This window comes from Pseudomonas sp. GW821-FHT04C07 (assembly GCF_059420325.1).
Window position 1 is genome coordinate 445,114 of the sequence record NZ_JBWKTM010000003.1, and the last position, 24,075, is coordinate 469,188.

The following is a 24,075-nucleotide window of genomic DNA, read 5'->3' on the forward strand; positions in this document are numbered from 1 at the left end:
ATGAACTTAGTCCGTTTTATCAAATGTGCGCTGTCTGATAGCGATTTCCGCTGGGTGATTGATTTATCAGCAACACACCACAGAACTGCAAAGCGATGGCTGGCGCATAGAATAATTAGTTCTAAGCAAGACAGGGTTTGTGGCGTTACCTGATAAACGTTATTACCCTGTGATTACTTGGTTGGATGAATACGTGTTGTAGTTTCGCTCGTTTGAAAACACTTGAACGCCGAGGTAAAAATGACCCAGCCGACGCAAAAGCTTCGACTCAGCGCGTTAATCGCTCTGGTAGTGGGTTCGATGATCGGCAGCAGGATCTTTTCGTTGTGACTGAGCGCGATGTTTGCAGTGCAGAAGAAGTGACACTTTTTCTGCCTTACCGGCCGCCGTATGACTGGTCGGCGATGTTCGGTTTCCTCGCTGCACGGTCGATTGCCGGGTTGGAGACCGTGGCCGATGGCGTGTATTCACGCAGCATCAGCCTGAAAGGTGTCCATGGCACGCTCAGCGTGCAACCGGGGACGGGAGATGCACTTGAGGTGACGGTGCGTTTTGCGGACCGGGCCTCTATGCCGCAGATTCTGGGGCGATTGCAGCGCATGTTTGATTTGGCGGCTGAGCCGCGGATGATCAATCAGCAATTGGCGCGTGACCCGTTGATGGGCCGGTTGACGGCCGCTCGCCCGGGGCTGCGCGTACCTGGAGCATGGGACGCTCTGGAGTTGGCGATCCGGGCGGTGTTGGGCCAGCAGATCACCATCGGCGCGGCGATTAAACTGGCAGGTAAGCTGGTGGCGCAGTATGGCGAGCCGCTGCGCGCACTGAACCCGAAACTGCCGGGGTTGACCCATGTCTTCCCGGAGCCGGCGGTCATGGCCGCAGCTGATCTCGCTGCATTGGGGATGCCCAAAAGTCGTGGCAGGACGTTGTCTGGGGTCGCGCAGGCCTTGCTGGATGATCCGCAGATATTCGAACCCAAGGCCAGCCTGCAGGACAGTGTGGCGAGATTGCTGGAGTTACCCGGTATTGGTGACTGGACGGCGCAGTACATTGCCATCCGCCAGTTGCGCGAGCCCGATGCGTTTGCATCGGGCGATGTGGGGTTGATCAATGCCTTGGCGGCCCTCGAAGGCAAGCCGGTCACGGCCCGACATCTATTATTGCGAGCCGAAGCCTGGCGGCCGTGGCGGGCCTATGCGGCACAGCATCTTTGGACGTCGCTCAGCTGATCATCGATTGCCGTTCAACGGATCTCTGGCCTGGCAATCAAACCTTGCAATGCCTCGACACTGACCTTCGGATCCGGACTGCATGCTGTGCCTGTACAAGCGGGCTTGCTCGAGAAAGTCACTTTAAAATCACCACCATTTCGCCCGATGTGAACCTGACTCACAGGCTGGAGATGCCCACTGCAATGGTGAGCCGGTAATCTTCAACGGCACTTGCAGGCGATGGGCTGGCCCCCAGGTTGTCTGCTCGACCAGCATGCCTTGATCCTCTGCATCTTCTGCCCGCAGAGGCTCTTGCGCGTTGCCAGGCCCATGCTCCACCAACAACTTCGCGGTGCGCGCCAATGACAATCGGGCCGAGCTGCCGTGGCCATGATTCAAGCGTTCTGTCAGCGCGCGAATCGCGCTGGCGGCCATCAGGTAACCGGTCCCATGGTCCAGTGCCTGGACCGGCAACGGCGTGGGTCTGTCGGTCTTTTTCCAGAGCATGCCAGCGTCGGCAATTCCGCTGCTCATTTGTACCAGGCTGTCGAAACCCCGGCGGTTTTGCCAGGGGCCACTCCAACCGTAGGCGTTGAGGCAGACATCAATCAGGCCAGGAGCGATGTTCTGGCGTTCAATCTGCCCGTAACCGAGACGTTCCAGTGCGTCGGCGCGGTAGCCGTGGAGGAGGATGTCGGCCTTCCCCAATAGACTTTCGAATACGGCGCGATCGACGCTGTCATGGAGATTCAGTCGGGCACAACGTTTGCCCAAGGTCACCTCTGGTATGACACCGGGCTCATCCCAATCCGGCGGATCGATGCGCAGCACATCGGCGCCAAGCCCGGCGAGGAAGCGGCTGGCAATCGGGCCTGCGAGCACGCGGGTCAAGTCCAATACCTTGATCCCGGCCAGTGGTTGCGCCACCGAACCTTGCCATTTTTCTGCGGCTTCACGGCTGCTCGGTGCGAAATGGATCAGCGGCTCGGCATTCACCGCCACACCTTGGGGATGCACTTGCCATTGCGCCCAGGAGCGCATTTCGGCGGCGCAGCCTCCGGCGTCGACGAGCGCTTGTTCCAGCTCGGTTTTTCCCCATTGTTCGACCTTGGCGGCCATCGCCGCCCGATCAGCGCACTGGCCCAGGACGCGTTCGGCGCTGGCGCGGTGATGCGGTGCATTGGTGTGCAGACGGATCCAGCCGTCGCGGGTGGCGTAGTCACCGGCTATCGGGTCCCACAGTGGCGGGACGCTCCAGCCGACTGGACGCAGTGAGGTGGCGAACCAGAACGACGCCAGACGCCGGTCGACTTCCAGCGCGGGCAAGCGGCCGGTCTGGCTGCGAAGCAGTTCGGCAACGGCAAGGCCTGCGGCAGCGATGCTGGCAGCAGCCAGATCGGTGACGGCAAACGCCGAGGGCAGGGCGCCGAGGGAGGTGAAACGGATGGTTTCAGGGGGTTGCGGCAAGCCAAGTGCAGCATGAATGGACGTCAGAAAATCAGTCATCAAAGGCCCTCCGGAAGAGGGGGAATCATAGATTAATGATCAAAAGATCAAAAGCTGCGCGGGTATCTGTAGGCGCGAGGCTTGCCCGCGAAATGGGCGTTGCGGTGTATCAGACCAACCCGCTCATCGTTGATCGCGGGCAAGCCTCGCTCCTACGGGGGTTACCCCCGAAAGTTGTGGCGAGGGGGCGGTGGATCAGGACGTCTGCGGCACAGTTTCCGGTCGTGACCAGATCCACAGATTACCCAGGCTCATGCCGGCAATGGCCAGGTAGATCGGCCAGCCGTGGTCGAGCATCACCAGCATTAGCCCGGCGCATAGCAGCATGCTGAGGGTGGCGCTGACCTTGGCTCTACGGGCGATGATTTTGCCGTTGCGCCAGTTGTTCAGGATCGGCCCGAACAGCCGATGGTTTTCCAGCCAGGCACTCAGGCGCGGCGAGCTTTTGGTCGCAGCCCAGGCGGCCAGCAGGATGAACTCGGTGGTCGGCAAACCTGGCACGACGATGGCGATCAGGCCCAAGGCCAGACTGGCGTAGGCCAGCAGGCCAAAGAGGAGGCGGGCGGGTTTTGAGGTGGGGAGGGATTGGCGGGTCATAGGCTTGATTGTATCGGTTCTTTTGAAACATCTCCGAACCCTGTAGGAGCGAGCGGTGCGGCGATCCGACTTGCCCGCGATCAATGCGCTGCGGTGTATCAGACAGACTGCGTCATCGTTCATCGCGGGCAAGGGCTAGGCGCCCCCCTGCTCCTACAAAAGCATGTCCGGTTCAGGCTAGTTCGGGTGCCGTGGCGTACGCCTGTTCCAGCAATACGGTGAAGCGGTTGAATGCGTCGATCGCGCCTTTCTCTACATCGACTTCTTCTTCGGCGCTGAGCTCAAGCCCGTCGAGGGTTTTGATGAAGCTCTTCCAGCCTTCGGCACGACCGCCAGCCGGCTCGCCCAGGTGGCGGGCACCGAAGGTGTCGCTCAAGCCCAGGCTGACGGCACGTTTGATCAAAAACGCTGCGCCAAGTTTCGAGCCCTCGGAAACGAAGATCCAGCCCAGGGCTTGGGCTTTACTCGGGTTTTTAACCGCGCCAGCAACCGATGCCGGTACATCTGTCTCGAGATCGGCAAGGTCGGCCCTGGCCTGCTCGGCACGGCAGCGGGCTGGCAGGTCCGGGACGATGCTGATCAGTTCAGCGTCGTTGTACAGCGCCACCAGCTCCGACTGGAACAGGTACTGGGCGACGACGAAACGGGCGAAGCTGGCTTGGGTTTCAAACGGCGCGTGTGCTTTGACCAGCGCGTCGAGTCGGGCATGAGGTTCGTTTGTGATCTGGTTCAGACGCTGGGAGCGCAGGCTTGGGCGCTGGGTTGAATCCTGATTGGTCATGAAGATGTCCTTGAGAATGAGAGGCGCTTTGTAACTAGACGAACGGAAAGACGTGGCAGCGTAAAAATCCTCATTGCGTCATGGATAAGAGCGACGCAGTGAGGACCCCGGATCAGATATCCCAAATCAGGTTGACCGCGAAGTTGCGACCCGGCTGGGTCAGGCGGTCGAGGTTGGCCGGGCTGATCACGGCGGCTTCGCCGACGCTGTCGAAGCCGCGCACGTCATCCCACAGCCAGTACTTCTTGTCGGTCAGATTGTAGAGGCCAGCGTTGACGGTGACCTCGTCGGTGACCTTGTAAAAAGCGCTGAGGTCGAGAATGCCGAAGCCAGGCGATTTGAACTGGGTGCTGACGCCGTCAGGCGACTTGAAGTTGCTGTTGTCGACGCGATCTTTCTTCTTGACCACCGTCCAGCTGAGCAAGGCGCCATAGTTGTCCTGATCGTAGCCCAGGCCAAACACGCCGGTCAGCGGGTTGATGCTGTTGATTGGCTCGCCGGTGTCGTTGTTGCGACCGTAGGCGTAGGCCACCGAGCCCTGGCTGTAGAGGCCTTGTGGTGCGCCAAAGGCATCCAGTTGCAGGCGACCCTTGACCTCGATGCCCTTGATGGTGGCGTGCTTGATGTTGCTGCTCTGGAAGGTCAGCTCGGTGTAGCCCGGGGTGACGGCGTCTTCATTGATGAAGTCGCGATACTGGTTGTAGAACACCGCCACATCGAACGAGCCGGATTCGAAGTTGCCGCGCAGGCCGGTCTCGTAGCTTTTGCTTGTTTCCGGTTGCAGATCAGGGTTAGGCGCCACGCGGTAGCCGGTGGTGGTGTTCTCGAAGCGTCCGTACAACGCCTTGGCGGTCGGGGTGCGGAAACCTTCGGCGTATTGACCGTACCAGGTGTACTGATCGGTCAGCGCGTAGGTCAGTCCAAACTTGGGCGACACACGCTGCCAGGTTTTGTTCTCGTCACTGACGGCGCCTTTGCCATCGGCGGCGACGGTGTTGAGAAATTCCTGGGTGATGTGCGGCTTGAGCTGGGTGTAGTCGTAGCGCAGGCCCGGCAGGAAGGTCCACTGGTTCCAGTTGATTTGATCCTGGGCGAACAGGCTGTAGGTGTTGATGGTCGGGTCCGGGAAGTCGCTGGACTTCTTCAATACATCCGCCGGGCTGATTGCACCGATGGCCGTGCAGCCACGACCGACCACCAGGCAAGTAGCGCTACCGCTGCGCGAGCCGGTGACTTTCTGCTGCTTGAGGGTAGTGCCGTAGGTCAGCAGGTGATCGGTCTCACCGATGCTAAATGCCTTGTCCAATTGTGCGTCGAACACCCACTGCTGCTCTTCAAAGAGCGTGTCGCGCGAGCGCATCACATTGCGGCTGAACGGGAAGTAGTTTTCCAGGGTGCTTTGGTCGGTCTTGGCAATCTGGTAGTTCAGGCTCCACTTGAGGTGATCGGCCACTGTGGTCTCGAGAGCGAAGTTGTTCTCCAGGCCGAAACGCTCTCGGGTAACGGTGTCGTTACCGGTACGCGAACGATACATACCCAGTGGCTGGCCCGCGTTGAACGGACCACCGACGGCGCTTTTCTGATTGATGTCGCGATCGTCCTTGTACTTTTCGTAGGTCAGGCCCAGACGCGAATCTTCGTTGTAGTTCCAGCCAAGTTTTGCCAGCACGTTGGTGATGCGCACGTCTTCGGGGTTGGCGGCAGTGCGCTCCAGCCCGGTGCCGTTGTTGCTGGCGAAGGACTCGGTTTCATGACCGTCGCGCTGACTCAAGTGCAGCAGGCCATCGAACTGATCGACGCGGCCGGCGAAAGTGCCGGACTTCAGCCAGCTCTCGTCGGAAGAGTTGTAGCCGGTCTTCAGGCGTACGCCGAAGTCCTGGCCGGGTTTGATGATGTCGTCCGGGTCGAGGGTGAAATAGCTGACCGCGCCGCCGATGGCGTTACTGCCGTAGAGCACTGACGCCGGGCCGCGGAGTATCTCCACGCGCTTGACGATTTCCGGGTCGACGAAGTTGCGCTGGGTCTTGGCATAGGGGCCGTTGAAGAAGCCGTTGGGGACTTCGACGCCGTCGACCTGGGTCAGAATCCGGTTGCCATCGATGCCACGGATGTTGTAGCCGGTAATGCCGCCACGTTGACCGGCACCGCCCACCGAAACACCCGGCTCGTAGCGCACCAGTTCCTTGATGGTGTTGACGTTCTGGCGGTCCAGCTCCTGACGGTCGTGAACCGTGACGGTGCTCGGCACGGTGGTCACGTCCTGTGCCTGACGAGTGGCACTGATGGTCACTTGTTGCAGGGCCAGTGCGCCGCTGGTACGCCTTTCCAGAACGATGTTGTTGTTACCGAGCTTGCGATAGCTCAGGTTGGTGCCCGACAACAGTCGGTCCAGCGCTTTTTCCGGCGCCAGTGAACCGCGCACGCCAGGCGATGCGACGCCTTCAGCGAGCTCTGCGGGCAGCCCGACTTGCCAGCCGGTGACGGCGGTAAAGGCGTTCAGTGCCGACACCAGCGGCTGCTGGGCGATGGCGAAAGTGTAATCGCCCATGTTGTGGGTCGGTTGTTGGGCTGCTGTGGCGGCCATGGCCGGGGTGGCTGGTGCGCTGGCCAGCAGGATGGCGGCGGTGAGCAAGGACAGCGTGCCGTTTTGCAGGCGTGCAGAAGATGAAGGGGACCGGCTGTTGAGGCGAGGGGACATCGATAGCGCTCCGTGTCGCACGAATCTTATAGGTGCAGATCAGCATTAAAAATGCGAATCAATTGCATTGGCTATAACGAGACGTTCTACCGATGGCTATCGAGTAAAAATAAGTTCGAATCAGTTGAGGATTACCAGTGCCGGGAATTCCTGGAGCCTGGCGGAAGTGATGTGGGCCAGGGAGCGAAGCACCTCCAGCGGCTGGTCGAGACGGTAGTTGCCGGTTACCGCAACATCGGCAAGCTGTGCGTTGTTGTTGATGATCCAGCCCGGGTAGTAACGACGCAGTTCAGCCAGCACCTGGCTCAGCGGGCAGTTTTCGAACACCAGGCGTCCCTGGACCCAGGCCAGGTCCTTGTCGAGGTCCAGCCTGGCGGGCCGATCAAAACCGTTCGGGCCGATGCGGATGCTGTCCCCGGCGGAAAGGCGTATTCGCGCGTCGTCACGGGTCGTCTGGAGATCGACGTCACCGCGCTGAACCCTGACCTGGGCCACTCCGTCCAGATAACGCACGGCAAATGCGGTGTCGCGCACGCTGGCCCTGACCGGGCCGGCATCGATTTCCAGCGGCTGACCACGATTGGCCGTCACGTCGAAAAACGCCTCGCCCTGAAACAGGCGGGCAACGCGCTGCTGTTCGTTGATGGTGCTGGACAACGCCGAGTTGGTGTTGAGCAGGACCTGGGAGCCGTCCTCCAGTTGCAGGCGCTGGCGCTCGCCGACCACGGTCAGATGATCGGCCTGCAAACGCAGTGTCAGGTTGCTGAAACTGAATAAACCGAGCACCAACACGGCCGCTGTGGCGAGCGGCTTCCAGTGCGGGCGCAGGCGCGAGAGGATCGACTTTTTATGCTGTGCGCTCAGGCTTTGAGCGCACTGTGCTACCTGCGGACCGTCCCAGATGGCTTGGGCTTTGGCAAAGGCCTGGGCGTGCAACGGCGAGGCCGCCAACCAGTCGTGGAATTGCCGGGTTTGCTCTTCGCCCGGACGTTCCAGCACGATCAGCCAATCCAGCGCCTGGTCCATGGCACTGTCGCTGGAGGTGTCCGGCGCCATGGCTGGCGGGCGGAATCGTTCGGTGTCCGTCACGGGCGTTCCTTGGTGGTGTCTGCAGCACGACTGCTTTACTGGATGGATATCTGGAAAGAGGGCTAAGGGTAACAAACTGATTTGTCTGACACCCATACTGTATTAAAGAGTAATCCGGCAGACCGATCAGCTGTTTAAGCGTTCGGCGACGCCGATGCAGATGGCCATGATCAGTTTGAGTTCTTTTTGTACGGTGCTCAGGGACACGCCGAGCTTCTCGGCGATTTCCAGGTAGCTGTGTCCGTGCAGGCGACTGAGAATGAAAATCTGCTGCTGGCGCGGGCTGAGTTGGCTGAGGCTGATGTTCAAGCGTTCGAGCAACTGTTCGGCATGGGCGGCATCTTCGGCACTGCTCAGCGGCGCGGCGACGCTTTGCACCACATCCAGCGGGACGTCCTCAAGCAGGGTCCGGGCCTGGATGCGCAGCGAGCGCAGATGATCCAGAGCAAGGTTGCGGGCGGTCTGAAAAACGAAGGGTTCCAGGTGGTCGATCGCCCGTTCGCTCAAGGCGCGGGTCACGCGCAGGTAGGTTTCCTGCAAGAGGTCTTCGGCGGTGCTGTGGTTGTTGACCATCCGCTCCAGCGTGCGCAGCAGAGAGACTCGCTGAGCGAGGAAGACGTGGTTGAAGCGCGATTGACTCACGGTAGGACCTGATCCATTTTGCAGTTAATGATAATGCTTATCATCTGCGCGAATGGTCAAGTACTACTTTGTGAGAGAGTTACTGACGGCCCAGCAGGTAAGCCTCGTAATCGGGAATCCGGTACGAGTGCGGTTGATCCATCAGCGGACTGCTGAGCAGGTAGTCGGCGCTGCATTCATTGCAGGCCACCGGGATGTTCCAGACCGCCGCAACCCGCAGCAACGCCTTGATGTCCGGGTCGTGTGGTTGTGGCTCGAAGGGGTCCCAGAAAAACACCAGCATATCCACCCGCTGCTCGGCGATCCGTGCACCGAGTTGCTGATCGCCGCCTAACGGGCCGCTGATCATACTTTCCACGGGCAGGCCCAGACGTTTACTCAGCAGCAGGCCGGTGGTGCCGGTAGCGACCAGTTCGTGTTGGGCGAGCTTGTCCTTTTGCCGTTCGGCCCAGTCCAACAGGAAAATCTTGCAGTGGTCATGGGCGACCAGGGCGATACGCTTGCGCGCCGCCATGGTTTTCTGGGTGAAGCTGATACCGATCATCGGTTGCTGTTCCATAGGCGATTCGCTTTATTGGGCGTTGCAGAGCGCCCGAAGGCTGCGATTTTTTCAGCGGTCATGCGGACGTCAAGATCAAAAGATCGCAGCCTGCGCCAGCACCTACTCCGCGTTGCAGAGGGCCAGGCAGTTATCGAGCATGCGGTTGGAGAAGCCCCATTCATTGTCGTACCAGGCCAGCACCTTGAGCAGCTTGCCGCTGACCTTGGTGTGGTTGGCGTCGAAGATTGACGACAGCGGATTGTGGTTGAAGTCGCTGGAGACCAGCGGCAGGGTGTTGTAACCGAGGATCTTCGAATGCTGGCTGGCGTCTTTGAGCAGCGCGTTGACCTCATCGGCTGTCGCTTCGCGTTTGAGCTGCACGGTCAGGTCCACCAGCGACACGTTGATCACCGGTACGCGCACCGACATACCGGTCAGTTTGCCCGCCAGCTCCGGCAGCACCAGGCCCACCGCTTCGGCGGCGCCGGTCTTGCTCGGGATCATGTTCTGTGTGGCCGAACGGGCACGGTACGGGTCGACGTGGTAGACGTCGGTGAGGTGCTGGTCATTGGTGTAGGCGTGGATGGTGGTCATCAAACCGCTTTCGATGCCCAGTTCGCGGTGCAGCACCTGGGCCACGGGGGCCAGGCAGTTGGTGGTGCACGACGCGTTGGAAATGATCTGGTGCGATTGGCGCAGAATGTCGTGGTTGACCCCGTAGACAACGGTGGCGTCGGCGCCTTTGGCCGGTGCCGAGATAATCACTTTGCGTGCGCCGGCAGTAATATGGGCAGCAGCTTTGGCGCGGTCGGTGAACAGGCCGGTGCATTCGAAGACCACGTCGATCTTCTCGGCAGCCCATGGCAGTTCGGCCGGGTTGCGGATGGCGCTGACCGCGATACGATCACCGTTGACTGTCAGGCTTTCCTGATCGTGCTGCACATCGGCATCAAAGGTGCCGTGGACGGTGTCGTACTTGAGCAGGTGCGCGTTCATCGCGCTGTCCCCCAGATCGTTGATGGCGACGATCTGCAGATCCTGACGATAGCCTTGGGTATAAAGTGCTCGCAGGACGTTACGGCCAATACGGCCAAAACCATTGATTGCAATTCGTAGAGTCATTTGAAAAGCGCCTGCTGTAATTTTGTTGTTGGAATTACAAGATTATTCGTAAAAAAATAGAAAACAAGCCTTTTTAGTGGCAATATTTTGTTTTATCTACAACGAGTGGCCTGAATCAACTGGTCCGAATGCTTGAAAAGCACGTCTGCAATGCCAAGCGCAGACACCTTCAATCAGCATAGACAATCAGGTCGCCACATCCGTTAGCCTGGAGTTCTACATATGCATCCCCGCGTTCTTGAGGTCACCGAACGGCTTATTTCCCGCAGTCGCGCTACTCGCGAGGCTTACCTGGCCTTGATTCGCGGTGCCGCCAGCGATGGCCCGCAACGCGCCAGACTGCAATGTGCCAACTTCGCCCACGGCGTGGCGGGTTGCGGCACTGAAGACAAAAACACTCTGCGGATGATGAACGCCGCCAACGTGGCAATAGTTTCGTCATATAACGACATGCTCTCGGCGCATCAGCCGTACGAGCACTACCCGGAACAGATCAAACACGCGTTGCGCGAGATCGGCTCGGTCGGCCAGTTCGCCGGTGGCGTACCGGCCATGTGTGATGGCGTGACCCAGGGTGAACCGGGCATGGAGCTGGGCATTGCCAGCCGCGAAGTGATCGCGATGTCGACTGCCGTGGCGCTGTCCCACAACATGTTCGACGCGGCGATAATGCTCGGTATCTGCGACAAGATCGTTCCCGGCCTGATGATGGGCGCGCTGCGCTTCGGTCACTTGCCGACGATTTTTGTCCCGGGCGGGCCGATGGTCTCGGGGATTTCCAACAAGGAAAAAGCCGACGTCCGCCAGCGCTACGCCGAAGGCAAGTGCAGCCGCGAAGAGCTGCTGGAATCGGAGATGAAGTCCTACCACAGCCCTGGCACCTGCACTTTCTACGGCACCGCCAACACCAACCAGTTGCTGATGGAAGTCATGGGTCTGCACTTGCCGGGCGCATCCTTCGTCAACCCGAACACCCCGCTGCGTGATGCCTTGACCCGCGAAGCCGCGCACCAGATCACCCGTCTGACCAAACAAAGCGGTAACTTCACGCCGCTGGGCGAGATCGTCGACGAACGTTCGCTGGTCAACTCCATCGTGGCACTGCACGCCACTGGCGGCTCGACCAACCACACGCTGCACATGCCGGCCATCGCCATGGCGGCGGGCATTCAATTGACCTGGCAGGACATGGCCGACCTCTCCGAGGTGGTGCCGACTCTGTCCCACGTCTACCCCAATGGCAAAGCCGACATCAACCACTTCCAGGCCGCGGGCGGAATGTCGTTCCTGATCCGCGAACTGCTGGAAGCCGGTTTGCTCCACGAAAACGTCAACACTGTGGCCGGCCATGGCCTGAGCCGCTACACCCAGGAGCCGTTCCTGGAGAACGGTGAACTGGTGTGGCGTGAAGGTCCGATCGAAAGCCTCGATGAAAACATCCTGCGGCCGGTGGCTCGCGCGTTCTCGCCAGAGGGCGGTTTGCGGGTGATGGAAGGCAACCTCGGCCGTGGCGTGATGAAGGTCTCGGCGGTTGCGCCAGAGCACCAGATCGTCGAAGCACCGGCGATGGTGTTCCAGGATCAGCAGGACCTGGCCGATGCCTTCAAGGCAGGTCTGCTGGAGAAAGATTTTGTCGCGGTGATGCGCTTCCAGGGGCCGCGTTCCAACGGTATGCCGGAACTGCACAAAATGACCCCGTTCCTCGGTGTTCTGCAGGACCGTGGCTTCAAGGTTGCGCTGGTCACCGACGGGCGTATGTCCGGTGCTTCCGGAAAGATCCCGGCGGCGATCCACGTCAGCCCCGAAGCCTTTGTCGGTGGCGCGCTGGCGCGAGTGCTCGACGGCGACATCATTCGTGTCGATGGCGTCAAAGGTACCTTGCAGCTTATGGTGGACGCCGATGAATTCGCGGCACGTGAGCCGGCCAAAGGCCTGCTGGATAACGGCATTGGTTGCGGTCGTGAATTGTTCGGTTTCATGCGCATGGCCTTCAGCTCGGCAGAGCAGGGCGCCAGCGCCTTTACCTCTGCACTGGAGACCCTGAAGTGAAGCTAGCGCTGGTCGGTGACATTGGCGGAACCAATGCACGTTTTGCGTTGTGGAAAGACCAGCAACTGGAGTCGATCCAGGTGCTGGCGACGGCGGACCACACCAGCCCCGAAGAGGCCATTGGCGTCTATCTGAGCGGGCTGGGCTTGCCCCTCGGTTCGATCGGATCGGTATGCCTGTCGGTGGCCGGCCCCGTGAGTGGTGACGAATTTCGCTTTACCAACAACCACTGGCGGTTGAGTCGTAAAGCTTTCTGCCAGACCTTGCAGGTCGATCAGCTGCTGTTGGTCAATGACTTCTCGGCCATGGCGCTGGGCATGACCCGCCTGCAACCGGGTGAATATCGGGTGGTTTGCGAAGGGACTCCCGAACCGTTGCGTCCGGCGGTGGTGATCGGGCCGGGCACAGGGCTCGGGGTCGGTACCTTGCTAGACCTTGGCGTAGGCCGCTGGGCTGCGTTGCCAGGCGAAGGCGGGCATGTCGACTTACCGTTGAGCAGCCTGCGGGAAACCCAGTTGTGGCAACACATCTACAGTGAGATCGGTCATGTCAGCGCCGAGACCGCGCTGAGCGGCAGCGGCTTGCCGCGGGTTTATCGGGCGATTTGCGCGGTGGACGGGCATGAGCCGGTCCTCGATACGCCGGAGGCGATCACCGCTGCGGGGCTTGCGGGGGATCCGATTGCGCTGGAAGTACTGGAGCAATTCTGCTGCTGGCTTGGTCGCGTCGCCGGCAACAACGTGTTGACCACTGGCGGGCGTGGCGGGGTGTATATCGTGGGTGGCGTGATACCGCGGTTTGCCGACTTCTTCCTGGAGAGTGGATTTGCTCGTTGCTTCGCCGACAAGGGCTGCATGAGCGATTATTTCAAGGGCATTCCGGTGTGGCTGGTGACAGCGCCATATTCCGGCCTGACGGGTGCCGGCGTGGCACTGGAGCAGGCGGTTTCCTGATGATCGTTCCCACGCTCCGCGTGGGAATGCCGCCATGGACGCTCCGCATCCGCTTCGAGATGTGACGCAGAGCGTCACGGGATGCATCCCCACGCAGAGCGTGGGAACGATCCAGATCTGTGATCCATAAGGCATAATCCGCTCCATCCATAACAACAAGGACGACCCACGTGAGCTCAGTCAGTAAGTCGATTTTGTTGGTCGATGACGATCAAGAGATACGCGAGTTGCTGGACGCCTACCTCAGCCGCGCCGGCTTTCAGGTGCGGACCACGCCGGACGGCGCCGGGTTTCGCCAGGCCTTGAACGACGCACCGAGTGACCTGGTGATCCTCGATGTGATGCTGCCGGACGAAGACGGCTTCAGCCTGTGTCGCTGGATTCGCCAGCACCCGCGTCAGTCCCAGGTGCCCATCATCATGCTTACCGCCAGTTCCGACGAAGCCGACCGGGTGATCGGGCTGGAGTTGGGCGCCGACGACTATCTGGGCAAACCCTTCAGCCCCCGTGAATTGCAGGCGCGGATCAAGGCCTTGTTGCGCCGGGCCCAGTTCGGTCAGGAGCGCTCCGGTGGTGAAGTCTTGTCCTTCGATGACTGGCGACTGGATATGGTCAGCCACCGCTTGTTTCATACCGACGGCGAGGAAGTGATTTTGTCCGGTGCCGATTTCGCTTTGCTGAAACTGTTCCTGGATCACCCGCAGGAAATCCTCGATCGCGACACCATCGGCAACGCCACCCGCGGCCGTGATCTGATGCCGCTGGACCGTATCGTCGACATGGCGGTCAGTCGCTTGCGCCAGCGTTTGCGCGACACCGACAAACCACCGCGCCTGATTCGCACGGTGCGCGGCAGCGGTTATCAATTGGCTGCCAATGTGGTTGCCAGCAATGGTCACTGAGTTCTTCGCCAGAATCGCTCGCCGCGTGCCGGTGCCACGTTCGTTGCTTGGGCGAATGTTGTTGCTGACGTTACTGGCGGTGCTGTTCGCGCAGACGCTGTCGAGTGTGATCTGGGTTTCGCAATTGCGCGCTACCCAGCTTGAAGGACTGGTCACCAGCGCCCGCAGCCTGGCGCATTCGATGACTGCCAGCGTCAGTTACTTCCGGTCGTTGCCGGTGGCTTACCGACCGTTGGTGCTCGACCAGTTGCGCAGCATGGGCGGCACGCGATTCGTCGTGACCCTCAACGACAAACCCTTGGGTATGGAAGTGCTACCGCCGACGCCGCGCAAGCTAGCGGTGCTCAAGGCGGTGGATGAGGTGCTGCGCCAGTCTTTGGGCAATGATGCGGTTATCTCGGTGCAATTCGTCAGCGCCGAAGACTTGCGGATATTCAATGGCGGTTTGAAACTCGATGAGTTGCCGCGCTCCTGGGCCCATTACGCGCTGACCCTGGAACCGGTCAATCCGCCGGTGCTGGTCACGCAAATTCAGTTGGCCCCGGGCGAATGGCTATACATCGCCTCGCTGTTGCCCGAACCCTACACCAGCCTCGAAGAGCAAGGGCTGCCTTCGCAGCAGGTGTGGTTCATTCTGCTGACCAGCGGCTTTCTGCTGCTGTTCATCGGCCTGTTGGTGCACTGGCAAAGTCGACCGCTCAAGCGTCTGGCGCGGGCCGCGCGGGACATGTCGTTGGGCGCCGAAGTCGAGCCGGTAGCCGAGGGTGGTGGCAGCGAAGTGGTCGAGGTCGGTCGCGCCTTCAATACCATGCGTGAGCGCATCAGTCGCTACCTGACCGAGCGCAGCCAGTTGTTCAGCGCCATTTCCCATGACTTGCGCACGCCGATTACCCGTCTGCGGCTGCGGGTCGAACTGCTGGAAGATGAACAGCTGCAAGCCAAGTTCGGTCGGGATCTCGATGAGTTGGAGTTGCTGGTCAAAGGCGCGCTGCAATGCGTCAAAGACACCGATATTCACGAAAACATCGAGCCAGTGGACCTCAACCATGTGCTCGATTGCCTGGTCGAACCCTATCTGAGTCCCAACGGCAATGGCCGGGTGACCCAACAGGGGCGGGCGCTGGCGACCTATCCTGGCAAACCGCTAGCGCTCAAGCGCTGTATCGGCAACCTGATCGACAACGCGTTGAAGTACGGACAGAAGGCCCATCTGCATATCGACGACGATGACGCCGCGTTCATCCTGCATGTCGACGATGAGGGGCCGGGGGTGCCTGAACAGCGTCTGGAGCAGGTCTTCGAGCCGCACTTTCGTCTGTCGGGTCAGCAGCAGGGTTACGGCCTGGGGCTGGGCATTGCCCGCAACATCGCTCATAGCCATGGTGGCGAAGTGAGCTTGCAGAATCTGCGTGAGGGTGGGTTGCGGGTGACGTTGCATTTGCCCCGCAGTGTGGATTGACCGGTAATTTGTAGCAGCTGGCGAAGCCTGCGTCCGGCTGCGCAGCAGTCGTAATCCGGCCATCTCCGATCATCCTGACGTATTGTAGTTTGCCATTTTGCGACCGCTGCGCGGCCGAACGCAGGCTTCGCCAGCTGCTACGAAAAGCGGATCCTCTTGTGTCACTGAGCGGTGACATTCGGCCGGTCCTTCGTTACCTGCGCTGTACCACGCGTTGTTTAGACTCCAGTCAGTCATAACAACAAAAAAAGGTACCCAATGGACACCACTCCTCCAACGTTCAGCAGTTGGCTGAATTCGCCTGCCCACCACGCCTGGCTCGCCGCCGAAGGCCAGCGTCTGTTGTCATTCGCCAAAGCCGCGAAAGTTGTCGAAGGCTTTGGCAATCTCGACTATCAGGGCTGCCTCCCGGCCAATGCCCAAGCCGAAACCATGAACACCGCGCGCATGACCCACAGCTTTGCCATGGCGCACATTCAGGGCATATCCGGGTTTGCTGAACTGGTCGATCACGGTATCGCCGCCCTGAGCGGACCGCTTCGGGACGCCAGGCACGGCGGCTGGTTTGCCGCGCCGTCCCACCGCGACGGCAACACGGGCAAAGCCGCCTACCTGCATGCTTTTGTAGCGCTGGCTGCCAGCTCTGCGGTTGTCGCCGGGCGGCCGGGTGCACAGGCCTTACTGGCGGATGCGATCACGATTATCGACGAGCACTTCTGGAGCGAAGAGGAGGGCGCCATGCGCGAATCCTTCAATCGTGACTGGAGTGACGAAGAAACCTATCGCGGCGCCAACAGCAATATGCATGCAACCGAGGCTTTTCTGGCCCTGGCGGATGTCACCCAGGACAGTCGCTGGCTGGACCGCGCCTTGCGCATCGTCGAGCGGGTGATTCATACCCATGCTGCGGCCAACGAGTTCATGGTTATCGAGCATTTCGATCGACACTGGCAGCCGCTACGCGAATACAACCAGGACAAACCCGACGATGGTTTCCGGCCCTACGGCATTACCCCCGGCCACGGTTTCGAATGGGCGCGGCTGGTGCTGAACCTCGAAGCAGCTCGTCATCGGGCGGGGCTGCTGACACCGCAATGGTTGGCGACGGATGCCCAGGGCTTGTTCGACAGCGCCTGCCGTTATGGTTGGGCAGTCGATGGGGCGCCGGGCATCGTCTATACCCTGGACTGGGACAATCGCCCGGTGGTTCGCCATCGATTGCACTGGACACATGCCGAAGCCAGTGCCGCCGCCAGCGCTTTGCTCAAGCGCACGGGTGAGCCTCGTTACGAAACCTGGTATCGGCTGTTTTGGGAGTTCAGCGAAACCTGGCTGATCGATCGAGACAATGGTAGTTGGCATCACGAACTGGACCCGCAGAATCGACCCAGTGCCGATATCTGGGCCGGCAAACCCGATCTCTATCACGCCTGGCAAGCCGTTCTGCTGCCCCGTCTGCCTCTGGCGCCGAGCATGGCAACTGCCCTGGCGCAGTTAACCCTGAGCGTTGCTATGTAACCATGTCGTGACATTTACGCGTCCCTTCGTTACCTGCGAAGGCTAAAGCCCTGGTTAAAATCCTATGCAGCGCAAGCACCAGACTTGCATGCATAACAACAAGAAAGGTACTTCAGATGAATGCGATTTCTCGCCTCGCCACTGTCATTTCTCTCGCCTCATTGTTTCCCCTCAGCGCCCTTGCTGCCGAATCCAAAGGTTCCGTGGAAGTTGTGCACTGGTGGACTTCTGGCGGTGAAAAAGCAGCGGTCGATGTCCTCAAGGCTCAAGTCGAAAAAGACGGCTTCACCTGGAAGGACGGTGCAGTTGCCGGCGGCGGTGGCGCTACAGCCATGACCGTGCTCAAAAGCCGCGCCGTGGCGGGTAACCCGCCGGGTGTCGCGCAAATCAAAGGCCCGGATATCCAGGAGTGGGGCAGCACTGGCCTGCTCAGCACCGACGCCCTGAAAGGCGTTTCCAAAGCGGAAAACTGGGACAGCCTGCTGTCGGTCAAGGTCGCCAATACCGTCAAGTACGAAGGCGATTACGTCGCTGTGCCGGTGAACATCCACCGGGTCAACTGGCTGTGGATCAACCCGGCCGTCTTCAAGAAAGCCGGTATCGAAAAAGCCCCGACCACCCTCGAAGAGTTCTATGCCGCTGGCGACAAACTGAAAGCCGCAGGCTTCATTGCCCTGGCCCACGGCGGTCAGCCTTGGCAGGACAGCACCGTGTTTGAAGACGTGGTGCTCTCGGTCATGGGCGCTGATGGTTACAAGAAAGCCCTGGTCGATCTGGACCAGAAAACCCTTTCCGGCCCTGAAATGGTCAAGTCCTTCACTGAGCTGAAAAAAGTCACCGGTTACATGGACCCCAACCGCGCGGGTCGTGACTGGAACATCGCCGCCGCCGACGTTATCAATGGCAAGGCTGGCATGCAGATGATGGGTGACTGGGCCAAAAGCGAATGGACCGCCGCCCAAAAGGTAGCCGGCAAGGACTATCAGTGCGTGCCGTTCCCGGGCACTGAAAAAGCCTTCACCTACAACATCGACTCCCTCGCGGTGTTCAAGCTCAAGGCTGATCGCACCGGCGATATCGCTGCTCAGCAGGACCTGGCCAAGGTCGCGCTGGGTAAAGACTTCCAGAAGGTCTTCAGCATCAACAAAGGTTCGATCCCGGTTCGCACCGACATGCTCAATGACATGAGCACGTTGGGTTTCGACTCCTGCGCCCAGGCGTCGGCCAAGGATTTCCTGGCTGACGAGAAGACCGGCGGCCTGCAACCGAGCATGGCGCACAACATGGCCACGTCCCTGGCGGTACAGGGCGCGATCTTCGATGTGGTGACCAACTTCATGAACGACAAGAGCGCTGACCCGGCCAAGGCCAGCGCCCAATTGGCATCGGCCATCAAAGCCGCCCAGTAGTCCCTGACGCCGCGTGACCCTGTGGGAGCGAGCTTGCTCGCGATAGCTGACTGACATTCAACAGAGATGTTGACTGTTATTGCGTCATCGCAAGCAAGCTCGCTCCCACAAGGGGTCACTGTGCGCATTCACTTCTCTTCACCTGGATTATCCCGATGAGCTCTGTGGCGGTTTTCAGCAAAGCCTCACCGTTTGACGCACTGCAGCGCTGGCTCCCCAAACTGGTTTTGGCGCCGAGCATGTTGATCGTCCTGGTTGGCTTTTACGGTTACATCATATGGACATTCGTTCTGTCCTTTACCAATTCCAGCTTCATGCCGAGCTACAAGTGGGTAGGCCTGCAGCAGTACATCCGGTTGATGGAAAACGACCGCTGGTGGGTCGCGAGCAAGAACCTCGCGGTCTTCGGCGGTATGTTCATCGGCATCAGCCTGGTGCTCGGCGTGTTTCTGGCGGTGCTGCTGGATCAGCGCATTCGCAAGGAAGGCTTCATACGCACCATCTACCTGTACCCGATGGCGCTGTCGATGATCGTCACCGGTACCGCCTGGAAATGGCTGCTCAACCCAGGCCTGGGGCTGGACAAGATGCTGCGTGACTGGGGCTGGGAAGGCTTTCGCCTGGACTGGCTGGTGGATCAGGATCGCGTGGTCTACTGCCTGGTGATCGCCGCTGTGTGGCAAGCCTCGGGCTTTGTCATGGCGATGTTCCTGGCCGGCCTGCGCGGTGTCGATCAATCGATCATCCGTGCCGCTCAAGTCGATGGTGCGAGCTTGCCGACCATCTATTTGAAGATCGTCCTGCCGAGCCTGCGTCCGGTGTTTTTCAGCGCCTTCATGATCCTCGCGCACATCGCGATCAAGAGCTTCGACCTGGTGGCGGCGATGACGGCGGGCGGTCCGGGTTACTCCTCCGACCTGCCGGCAATGTTCATGTATTCCTTCACCTTCAGCCGTGGCCAGATGGGCATCGGTTCGGCGAGCGCGATGATGATGCTCGGCGCGATCCTGGCGATTCTGGTGCCGTACCTGTACTCCGAACTGCGAGGCAAACGTCATGAGTAATCAGCCTGGCAAACCTGCCATCAGCTTTAGCCGCATAGCGATCTACGCGACCTTATTGTTGGCCGCAGCGGTGTACCTGATTCCGCTGGTGGTGATGCTGCTGACCAGCTTCAAATCCCCGGAAGACATCCGCACCGGCAACCTGCTGAGCTGGCCGCAAGTGATCGACGGCATTGGCTGGATCAAGGCCTGGGACGTCGTGGGCGGCTACTTCTGGAACTCGGTGAAAATCACGGTCCCGGCGGTGCTGATCTCGACCTTCATCGGCGCGATGAATGGTTATGTGCTGTCGATGTGGCGCTTCCGTGGTTCACAGCTGTTCTTCGGCCTGCTGTTGTTCGGTTGCTTCCTGCCGTTCCAGACCGTGCTGCTACCGGCATCGTTCACCGTCGGCAAACTCGGCCTGGCCAATACCACCACGGGCCTGGTGCTGGTGCACATCGTCTACGGGCTGGCGTTCACCACGTTGTTCTTCCGTAACTACTACGTGAGCATTCCGGATGCGCTGGTGAAAGCGGCGCGGCTCGATGGTGCGGGGTTCTTCACCATCTTCGGGAAGATCCTGCTGCCAATGTCGATTCCGATCGTGATGGTCTGCCTGATCTGGCAATTCACCCAGATCTGGAATGACTTCCTGTTCGGTGTGGTCTTCGCCAGTGGCGATGCCCAGCCAATCACCGTGGCCCTGAACAACCTGGTCAACACCAGCACCGGGGTCAAGGAATACAACGTTGATATGGCGGCGGCGATGATCGCCGGGCTGCCGACACTGCTGGTTTACATATTCGCTGGCAAGTATTTCCTGCGTGGGCTGACGTCTGGCGCGGTCAAGGGGTAGAACATGGCAACTCTCGAATTACGCAATGTTAATAAGACTTACGGCAGCGGTTTGCCGGACACCCTGAAAAACATCGAACTGAAGATCGATGACGGTGAGTTCCTGATCCTCGTCGGCCCGTCCGGTTGCGGCAAGTCGACCTTGATGAACTGCATCGCGGGACTTGAAAACATCAGCGGCGGGGCGATTCTGGTGGACGACGCTGACATCAGCGGCATGAGCCCCAAGGATCGTGACATCGCCATGGTGTTCCAGTCCTACGCGCTGTACCCGACCATGAGCGTGCGCGACAACATCGCCTTCGGATTGAAGATCCGCAAAATGCCGGCGGCCGAGATCGAAGAGGAAGTGGCCCGCGTCGCCAAGCTGCTGCAAATCGAACACCTGCTCAGCCGCAAACCCGGCCAGCTCTCCGGTGGTCAGCAACAGCGTGTGGCCATGGGCCGCGCACTGGCTCGGCGGCCGAAGATTTATCTGTTCGACGAACCGCTGTCCAACCTCGACGCCAAGCTGCGGGTCGAGATGCGCACCGAAATGAAACTGATGCACCAGCGCCTGAAAACCACCACGGTCTATGTCACCCACGATCAGATCGAAGCCATGACCCTGGGCGACAAAGTGGCGGTGATGAAGGACGGGATCATTCAGCAATTCGGTACGCCGAAGCAGATCTACAACGATCCGGCCAACCTGTTCGTCGCCAGCTTCATTGGCTCGCCGCCGATGAACTTCATCCCGCTGCGTTTGCAGCGCAAGGAAGGCCGTCTGGTGGCGCTGCTCGACAGCGGCCAGGCGCGTTGCGAGCTGCCGCTGGATATGCAGGATGCGGGTCTTGAAGAACGTGAAGTGATCCTCGGTATGCGTCCGGAACAGATCGTTCTGGCAGCGCACGAGCCGAACGGCTTGCCGATTATTCGTGCTGAAGTCCAGGTCACCGAACCCACCGGTCCGGACACCCTGGTGTTCGTCAATCTCAATGAAACCAAGGTTTGCTGCCGTTTGGCGCCGGACGTCGCGCCGCAAGCGGGAGAAACCCTGACGCTGCAATTTGATCCATCCAAAGTGCTGCTGTTCGACGCCAAAACCGGTGAACGTCTGGGGGTTGCCGGTCAGCCGCAAGTTGAGGCTCGTAGCACCAACGTGGCGCAGTTCAAGGGCCACTGAGTTCGTGGCGGGGTGGTCTGTCACGCGTCGCAATCGATGTAAACCGCGTTAGATAAAAACAGTTAATAACAATAAAGACGAGGATGTAGGGATGAAAAAAAGAAACGCCAATAGCCAGCTTATCTGCCAGTTGTCAGCCGTGGCGGCGATGAGTCTGGTCGGTAGCGTACAGGCTGCAGATGCGTTCAGCGAAAACTCGAAGTGGATGACCGGTGACTGGGGTGGGGAACGGACGGCGCTGATAGAGAAGGGCTACGACTTCACGCTGGACTACGTCGGTGAGGTCGGCGCTAACCTCAAAGGTGGTTTCAACAACGACAGGACAGCACGCTACAGCGACCAGTTCGGGCTTGGCGCGCATCTGGACCTGGAGAAGATTCTCGGCTGGAAAGACACTGAATTCAAAGTGGCGATCACCGAGCGTAGCGGTCGCAACATCTCTAACGACCGGATCAGTGATCCGCGTGCCGGCACCTTCAGTTCATCTCAGGAAGTCTGGGGGCGTGGGCAGACCTGGCGTCTGACCCAGCTGTGGCTCAAGCAGAAATACTTCGACGGCAAGCTGGACGTGAAGGCCGGCTATTTCGGTGAAGGCGAAGACTTCAACACCTTCCCCTGCGACTTCCAGAACCTGGCGTTCTGCGGTTCCCAGGTGGGTAACTGGGTCGGTAACATCTGGTTCAACTGGCCCGTCAGTCAGGCGGCGATCCGTGTGAAGTACAACATCACGCCTGAACTCTTTGCGCAGATTGGCGCCTACAACCAGAACCCGTCCCAGCTGGAAACCGGCAACAGTTTCAAACTCAGCGGCAGCGGCACCAAAGGCACCATCCTGCCGGTGGAGTTGGTCTGGTCGCCTAAGGTCAACAACCTGCCAGGCGAATACCGCGTCGGTTACTACTACAGCACCGCCAAGGCCGACGACGTCTTTGAAGGTGCCGATGGTCAGCCGCAACCGGTGTCCGGTGGCGCCTTCAAATCCCACAGCAGCAAGCATGGCTACTGGTTCGTCGCCCAGCAGCAACTTACCGATCACAACGGCGATGCCTCGCGCGGCCTGAATATCGCCGCCAATGCCACCTTCCACGACAAGGACACCAACGTCGTCGACAACTACCAGTCGATCATGCTGGTCTACAAAGGTCCGTTCGATGCCCGTCCGAAGGATGACGTCGGTATCGGCATCGCCCGCATCCACGTCAACGACGATGCGCAAAAACAACGTCGTCTGACCAACGACCTGAACGGCATCAGCGACTTTGACAACCCGAGCTTCCTGCCGATCCAGGAAACCGAGTACAACGCCGAGCTGAACTACGGCTTCCATGTGACCAACTGGCTGACCGTGCGCCCGAACCTGCAATACGTGATGCACCCAGGTGGTGTCGATCAAGTCGACAACGCAATCGTCGCCGGCCTGAAAATTCAGTCGGTGTTCTAACGCAGCTGCGATAAGCTCCCTCTCTATGTGCGCATTTTGCGGATGGCCTTGGCTATCCGCTTTTTTTTGGGGCACACATATGATCGTTCCCACGCGCGCGCGTGGGAACGCATCCCGTGACGCTCTGCGTCCAGAGCGGCATTCCCACGCAGACGGTTCGACGCCTCGACGTGGGAACGATCAACAGGTAGGCAAATGATTTTCAGGACCGCGGCACATGCATGAGCACCCGCTACAACGCTTTTTCAAATCACTCCGCGCACGCCCGACGTTTGCGTGGGAGCGCTATCAGTTGCGTGATGTGCTGGTGATCGATCATCCGCTGTGCCAGGCGGTGTTCAGTCGCCAGGGGGCGCAACTGCTGCACTTCCAGCCACGGGGGCAAAAGCCCTGGCTCTGGTGTGCGGCGAAGTGGCCGCAGGTCGGGGCGATTCGCGGTGGTGTGCCGGTGTGTTGGCCCTGGTATGGCCGACATCCAAGCGAAAACGCCTGGCCCTCCCATGGCTGGGCACGGTTGATCGACTGGAAGCTGCTCGACAGCAGCAGTGACGATGATGGCGTATGCCTGCACTGGCAATTGCAACTGTGCGACTGGCAAGTGGACCTCCATGCGCATTTGGGGGAAAGCATGGACTTGCGCCTGAGCACCGAGCATCAGGACAGTCTGCCGTGCCAGTTGAGTCATGCTTTGCACGCTTACTGGCGTATTGGTGACGTTGGCGAGGTAGCGCTGTCTGGGCTCGACGGCGCGCAGGGTTATGACCAGTTGAATCGCAAGGTTTGCCAACAGGAAGGCGAACTGCGGGTGGACGGCGGCTGCCAGCGGGTGTTCCAGCATGAGGGTGAATTGCAGCTAAAGGACCATGCCTGGCAGCGCGAATTGTGTATCGATACCGGTGACAGCGCCGACACCGTGGTCTGGCATCCCGGGACGCGGCCATTGTTGGGCGTGAGCTGGAGTGAGGTCTCTGGGTTCGTCTGCGTTGAAGCGGCCAGCGGCGGGACCGACAGCCTCAGCCTGGCACCGGGGGAGAGGGCGCATTTGAGCTTGCAGGCGAGAGTCGGGGCTTAGTGATCGTTCCCATGCTCCG

At 59.9% G+C, this 24,075-nt stretch carries 20 protein-coding genes and 1 pseudogene; 13 read left to right on the forward strand and 8 right to left on the reverse strand.

Translation table 11 applies throughout. The annotated features are described in order from the left end of the window. Window positions 1-240 precede the first annotated feature (240 nt). Both AC07UI_RS08820 and AC07UI_RS08825 read left to right on the forward strand, forming a co-directional pair. Window positions 241-327: pseudogene (locus AC07UI_RS08820) on the forward strand (hypothetical protein); the annotation flags it as partial. Between the two features lie 32 nt (window positions 328-359). Then, a complete protein-coding gene (locus AC07UI_RS08825) occupies window positions 360-1,229 on the forward strand; it encodes a DNA-3-methyladenine glycosylase family protein (RefSeq protein WP_494992153.1) in 870 nt (289 codons plus the stop codon). 129 nt (window positions 1,230-1,358) lie between these two features. On the opposite strand, the gene AC07UI_RS08830 is transcribed toward AC07UI_RS08825, so the two are convergent. The 8 genes from AC07UI_RS08830 to gap all read right to left on the reverse strand — a co-directional run bounded on the left by AC07UI_RS08830 (window position 1,359) and on the right by gap (window position 10,187). Continuing rightward, window positions 1,359-2,717 (reverse strand): CoA transferase, encoded by a 1,359-nt coding sequence (locus tag AC07UI_RS08830; RefSeq protein ID WP_494992102.1) that lies wholly within the window; start codon window positions 2,715-2,717, stop codon window positions 1,359-1,361. Window positions 2,718-2,912: 195 nt separating this feature from the next. Further along, window positions 2,913-3,314: a YbaN family protein gene (locus AC07UI_RS08835; protein ID WP_494992103.1), complete on the reverse strand. Its 402-nt coding sequence runs from the start codon at window positions 3,312-3,314 to the stop codon at window positions 2,913-2,915. A gap of 172 nt (window positions 3,315-3,486) precedes the next feature. After that, window positions 3,487-4,095 carry a biliverdin-producing heme oxygenase gene (locus AC07UI_RS08840; RefSeq protein WP_494992104.1) on the reverse strand — a complete coding sequence of 203 codons (609 nt, stop codon included), beginning with the start codon at window positions 4,093-4,095 and terminating at the stop codon, window positions 3,487-3,489. A gap of 112 nt (window positions 4,096-4,207) precedes the next feature. Continuing rightward, window positions 4,208-6,793 (reverse strand): TonB-dependent receptor, encoded by a 2,586-nt coding sequence (locus AC07UI_RS08845; RefSeq protein ID WP_494992105.1) that lies wholly within the window; start codon window positions 6,791-6,793, stop codon window positions 4,208-4,210. A gap of 120 nt (window positions 6,794-6,913) precedes the next feature. Beyond that, window positions 6,914-7,882 (reverse strand): FecR family protein, encoded by a 969-nt coding sequence (locus AC07UI_RS08850; protein WP_494992106.1) that lies wholly within the window; start codon window positions 7,880-7,882, stop codon window positions 6,914-6,916. Window positions 7,883-8,008: 126 nt separating this feature from the next. Next, a complete protein-coding gene (locus AC07UI_RS08855) occupies window positions 8,009-8,524 on the reverse strand; it encodes an RNA polymerase sigma factor (protein ID WP_494992107.1) in 516 nt (171 codons plus the stop codon). Between the two features lie 79 nt (window positions 8,525-8,603). Beyond that, entirely contained in the window at window positions 8,604-9,068 is a 465-nt protein-coding gene (locus AC07UI_RS08860) for a methylglyoxal synthase (RefSeq protein WP_494992154.1), read from the reverse strand. A 117-nt stretch (window positions 9,069-9,185) separates the two neighbouring features. After that, window positions 9,186-10,187: a type I glyceraldehyde-3-phosphate dehydrogenase gene (gap, locus tag AC07UI_RS08865; RefSeq protein WP_494992108.1), complete on the reverse strand. Its 1,002-nt coding sequence runs from the start codon at window positions 10,185-10,187 to the stop codon at window positions 9,186-9,188. A gap of 222 nt (window positions 10,188-10,409) precedes the next feature. On the opposite strand from gap, the gene edd reads away from it, so the two are divergent. The 11 genes from edd to AC07UI_RS08920 all read left to right on the forward strand — a co-directional run bounded on the left by edd (window position 10,410) and on the right by AC07UI_RS08920 (window position 24,056). Then, window positions 10,410-12,236 carry a phosphogluconate dehydratase gene (gene edd / locus AC07UI_RS08870; RefSeq protein ID WP_494992109.1) on the forward strand — a complete coding sequence of 609 codons (1,827 nt, stop codon included), beginning with the start codon at window positions 10,410-10,412 and terminating at the stop codon, window positions 12,234-12,236. Next, entirely contained in the window at window positions 12,233-13,189 is a 957-nt protein-coding gene (locus AC07UI_RS08875) for a glucokinase (RefSeq protein WP_494992110.1), read from the forward strand. Before edd ends, AC07UI_RS08875 begins: the two co-directional genes overlap by 4 nt. Before the next feature lie 170 nt (window positions 13,190-13,359). After that, window positions 13,360-14,091 carry a response regulator gene (locus tag AC07UI_RS08880; RefSeq protein WP_494992111.1) on the forward strand — a complete coding sequence of 244 codons (732 nt, stop codon included), beginning with the start codon at window positions 13,360-13,362 and terminating at the stop codon, window positions 14,089-14,091. Next, complete coding sequence (locus AC07UI_RS08885) at window positions 14,081-15,550, forward strand: ATP-binding protein (RefSeq protein WP_494992112.1); 1,470 nt, start codon at window positions 14,081-14,083, stop codon at window positions 15,548-15,550. Before AC07UI_RS08880 ends, AC07UI_RS08885 begins: the two co-directional genes overlap by 11 nt. 258 nt (window positions 15,551-15,808) lie before the next feature. Next, entirely contained in the window at window positions 15,809-17,068 is a 1,260-nt protein-coding gene (locus AC07UI_RS08890) for a D-mannose isomerase (protein WP_494992113.1), read from the forward strand. A 116-nt stretch (window positions 17,069-17,184) separates the two neighbouring features. After that, on the forward strand, window positions 17,185-18,477 hold the full coding sequence (locus AC07UI_RS08895; protein WP_494992114.1) for an ABC transporter substrate-binding protein: 1,293 nt from the start codon (window positions 17,185-17,187) through the stop codon (window positions 18,475-18,477). Window positions 18,478-18,632: 155 nt separating this feature from the next. Further along, on the forward strand, window positions 18,633-19,541 hold the full coding sequence (locus AC07UI_RS08900; protein WP_123426692.1) for a carbohydrate ABC transporter permease: 909 nt from the start codon (window positions 18,633-18,635) through the stop codon (window positions 19,539-19,541). Further along, complete coding sequence (locus AC07UI_RS08905; RefSeq protein ID WP_494992115.1) at window positions 19,534-20,379, forward strand: carbohydrate ABC transporter permease; 846 nt, start codon at window positions 19,534-19,536, stop codon at window positions 20,377-20,379. The genes AC07UI_RS08900 and AC07UI_RS08905 overlap by 8 nt, the downstream gene beginning before the upstream one ends. A gap of 3 nt (window positions 20,380-20,382) precedes the next feature. Next, window positions 20,383-21,543: an ABC transporter ATP-binding protein gene (locus tag AC07UI_RS08910; RefSeq protein ID WP_494992116.1), complete on the forward strand. Its 1,161-nt coding sequence runs from the start codon at window positions 20,383-20,385 to the stop codon at window positions 21,541-21,543. Window positions 21,544-21,634: 91 nt separating this feature from the next. Further along, complete coding sequence (locus tag AC07UI_RS08915) at window positions 21,635-22,984, forward strand: carbohydrate porin (protein ID WP_494992117.1); 1,350 nt, start codon at window positions 21,635-21,637, stop codon at window positions 22,982-22,984. A gap of 217 nt (window positions 22,985-23,201) precedes the next feature. Continuing rightward, window positions 23,202-24,056: a D-hexose-6-phosphate mutarotase gene (locus AC07UI_RS08920; protein WP_494992118.1), complete on the forward strand. Its 855-nt coding sequence runs from the start codon at window positions 23,202-23,204 to the stop codon at window positions 24,054-24,056. Window positions 24,057-24,075: the final 19 nt, after the last annotated feature.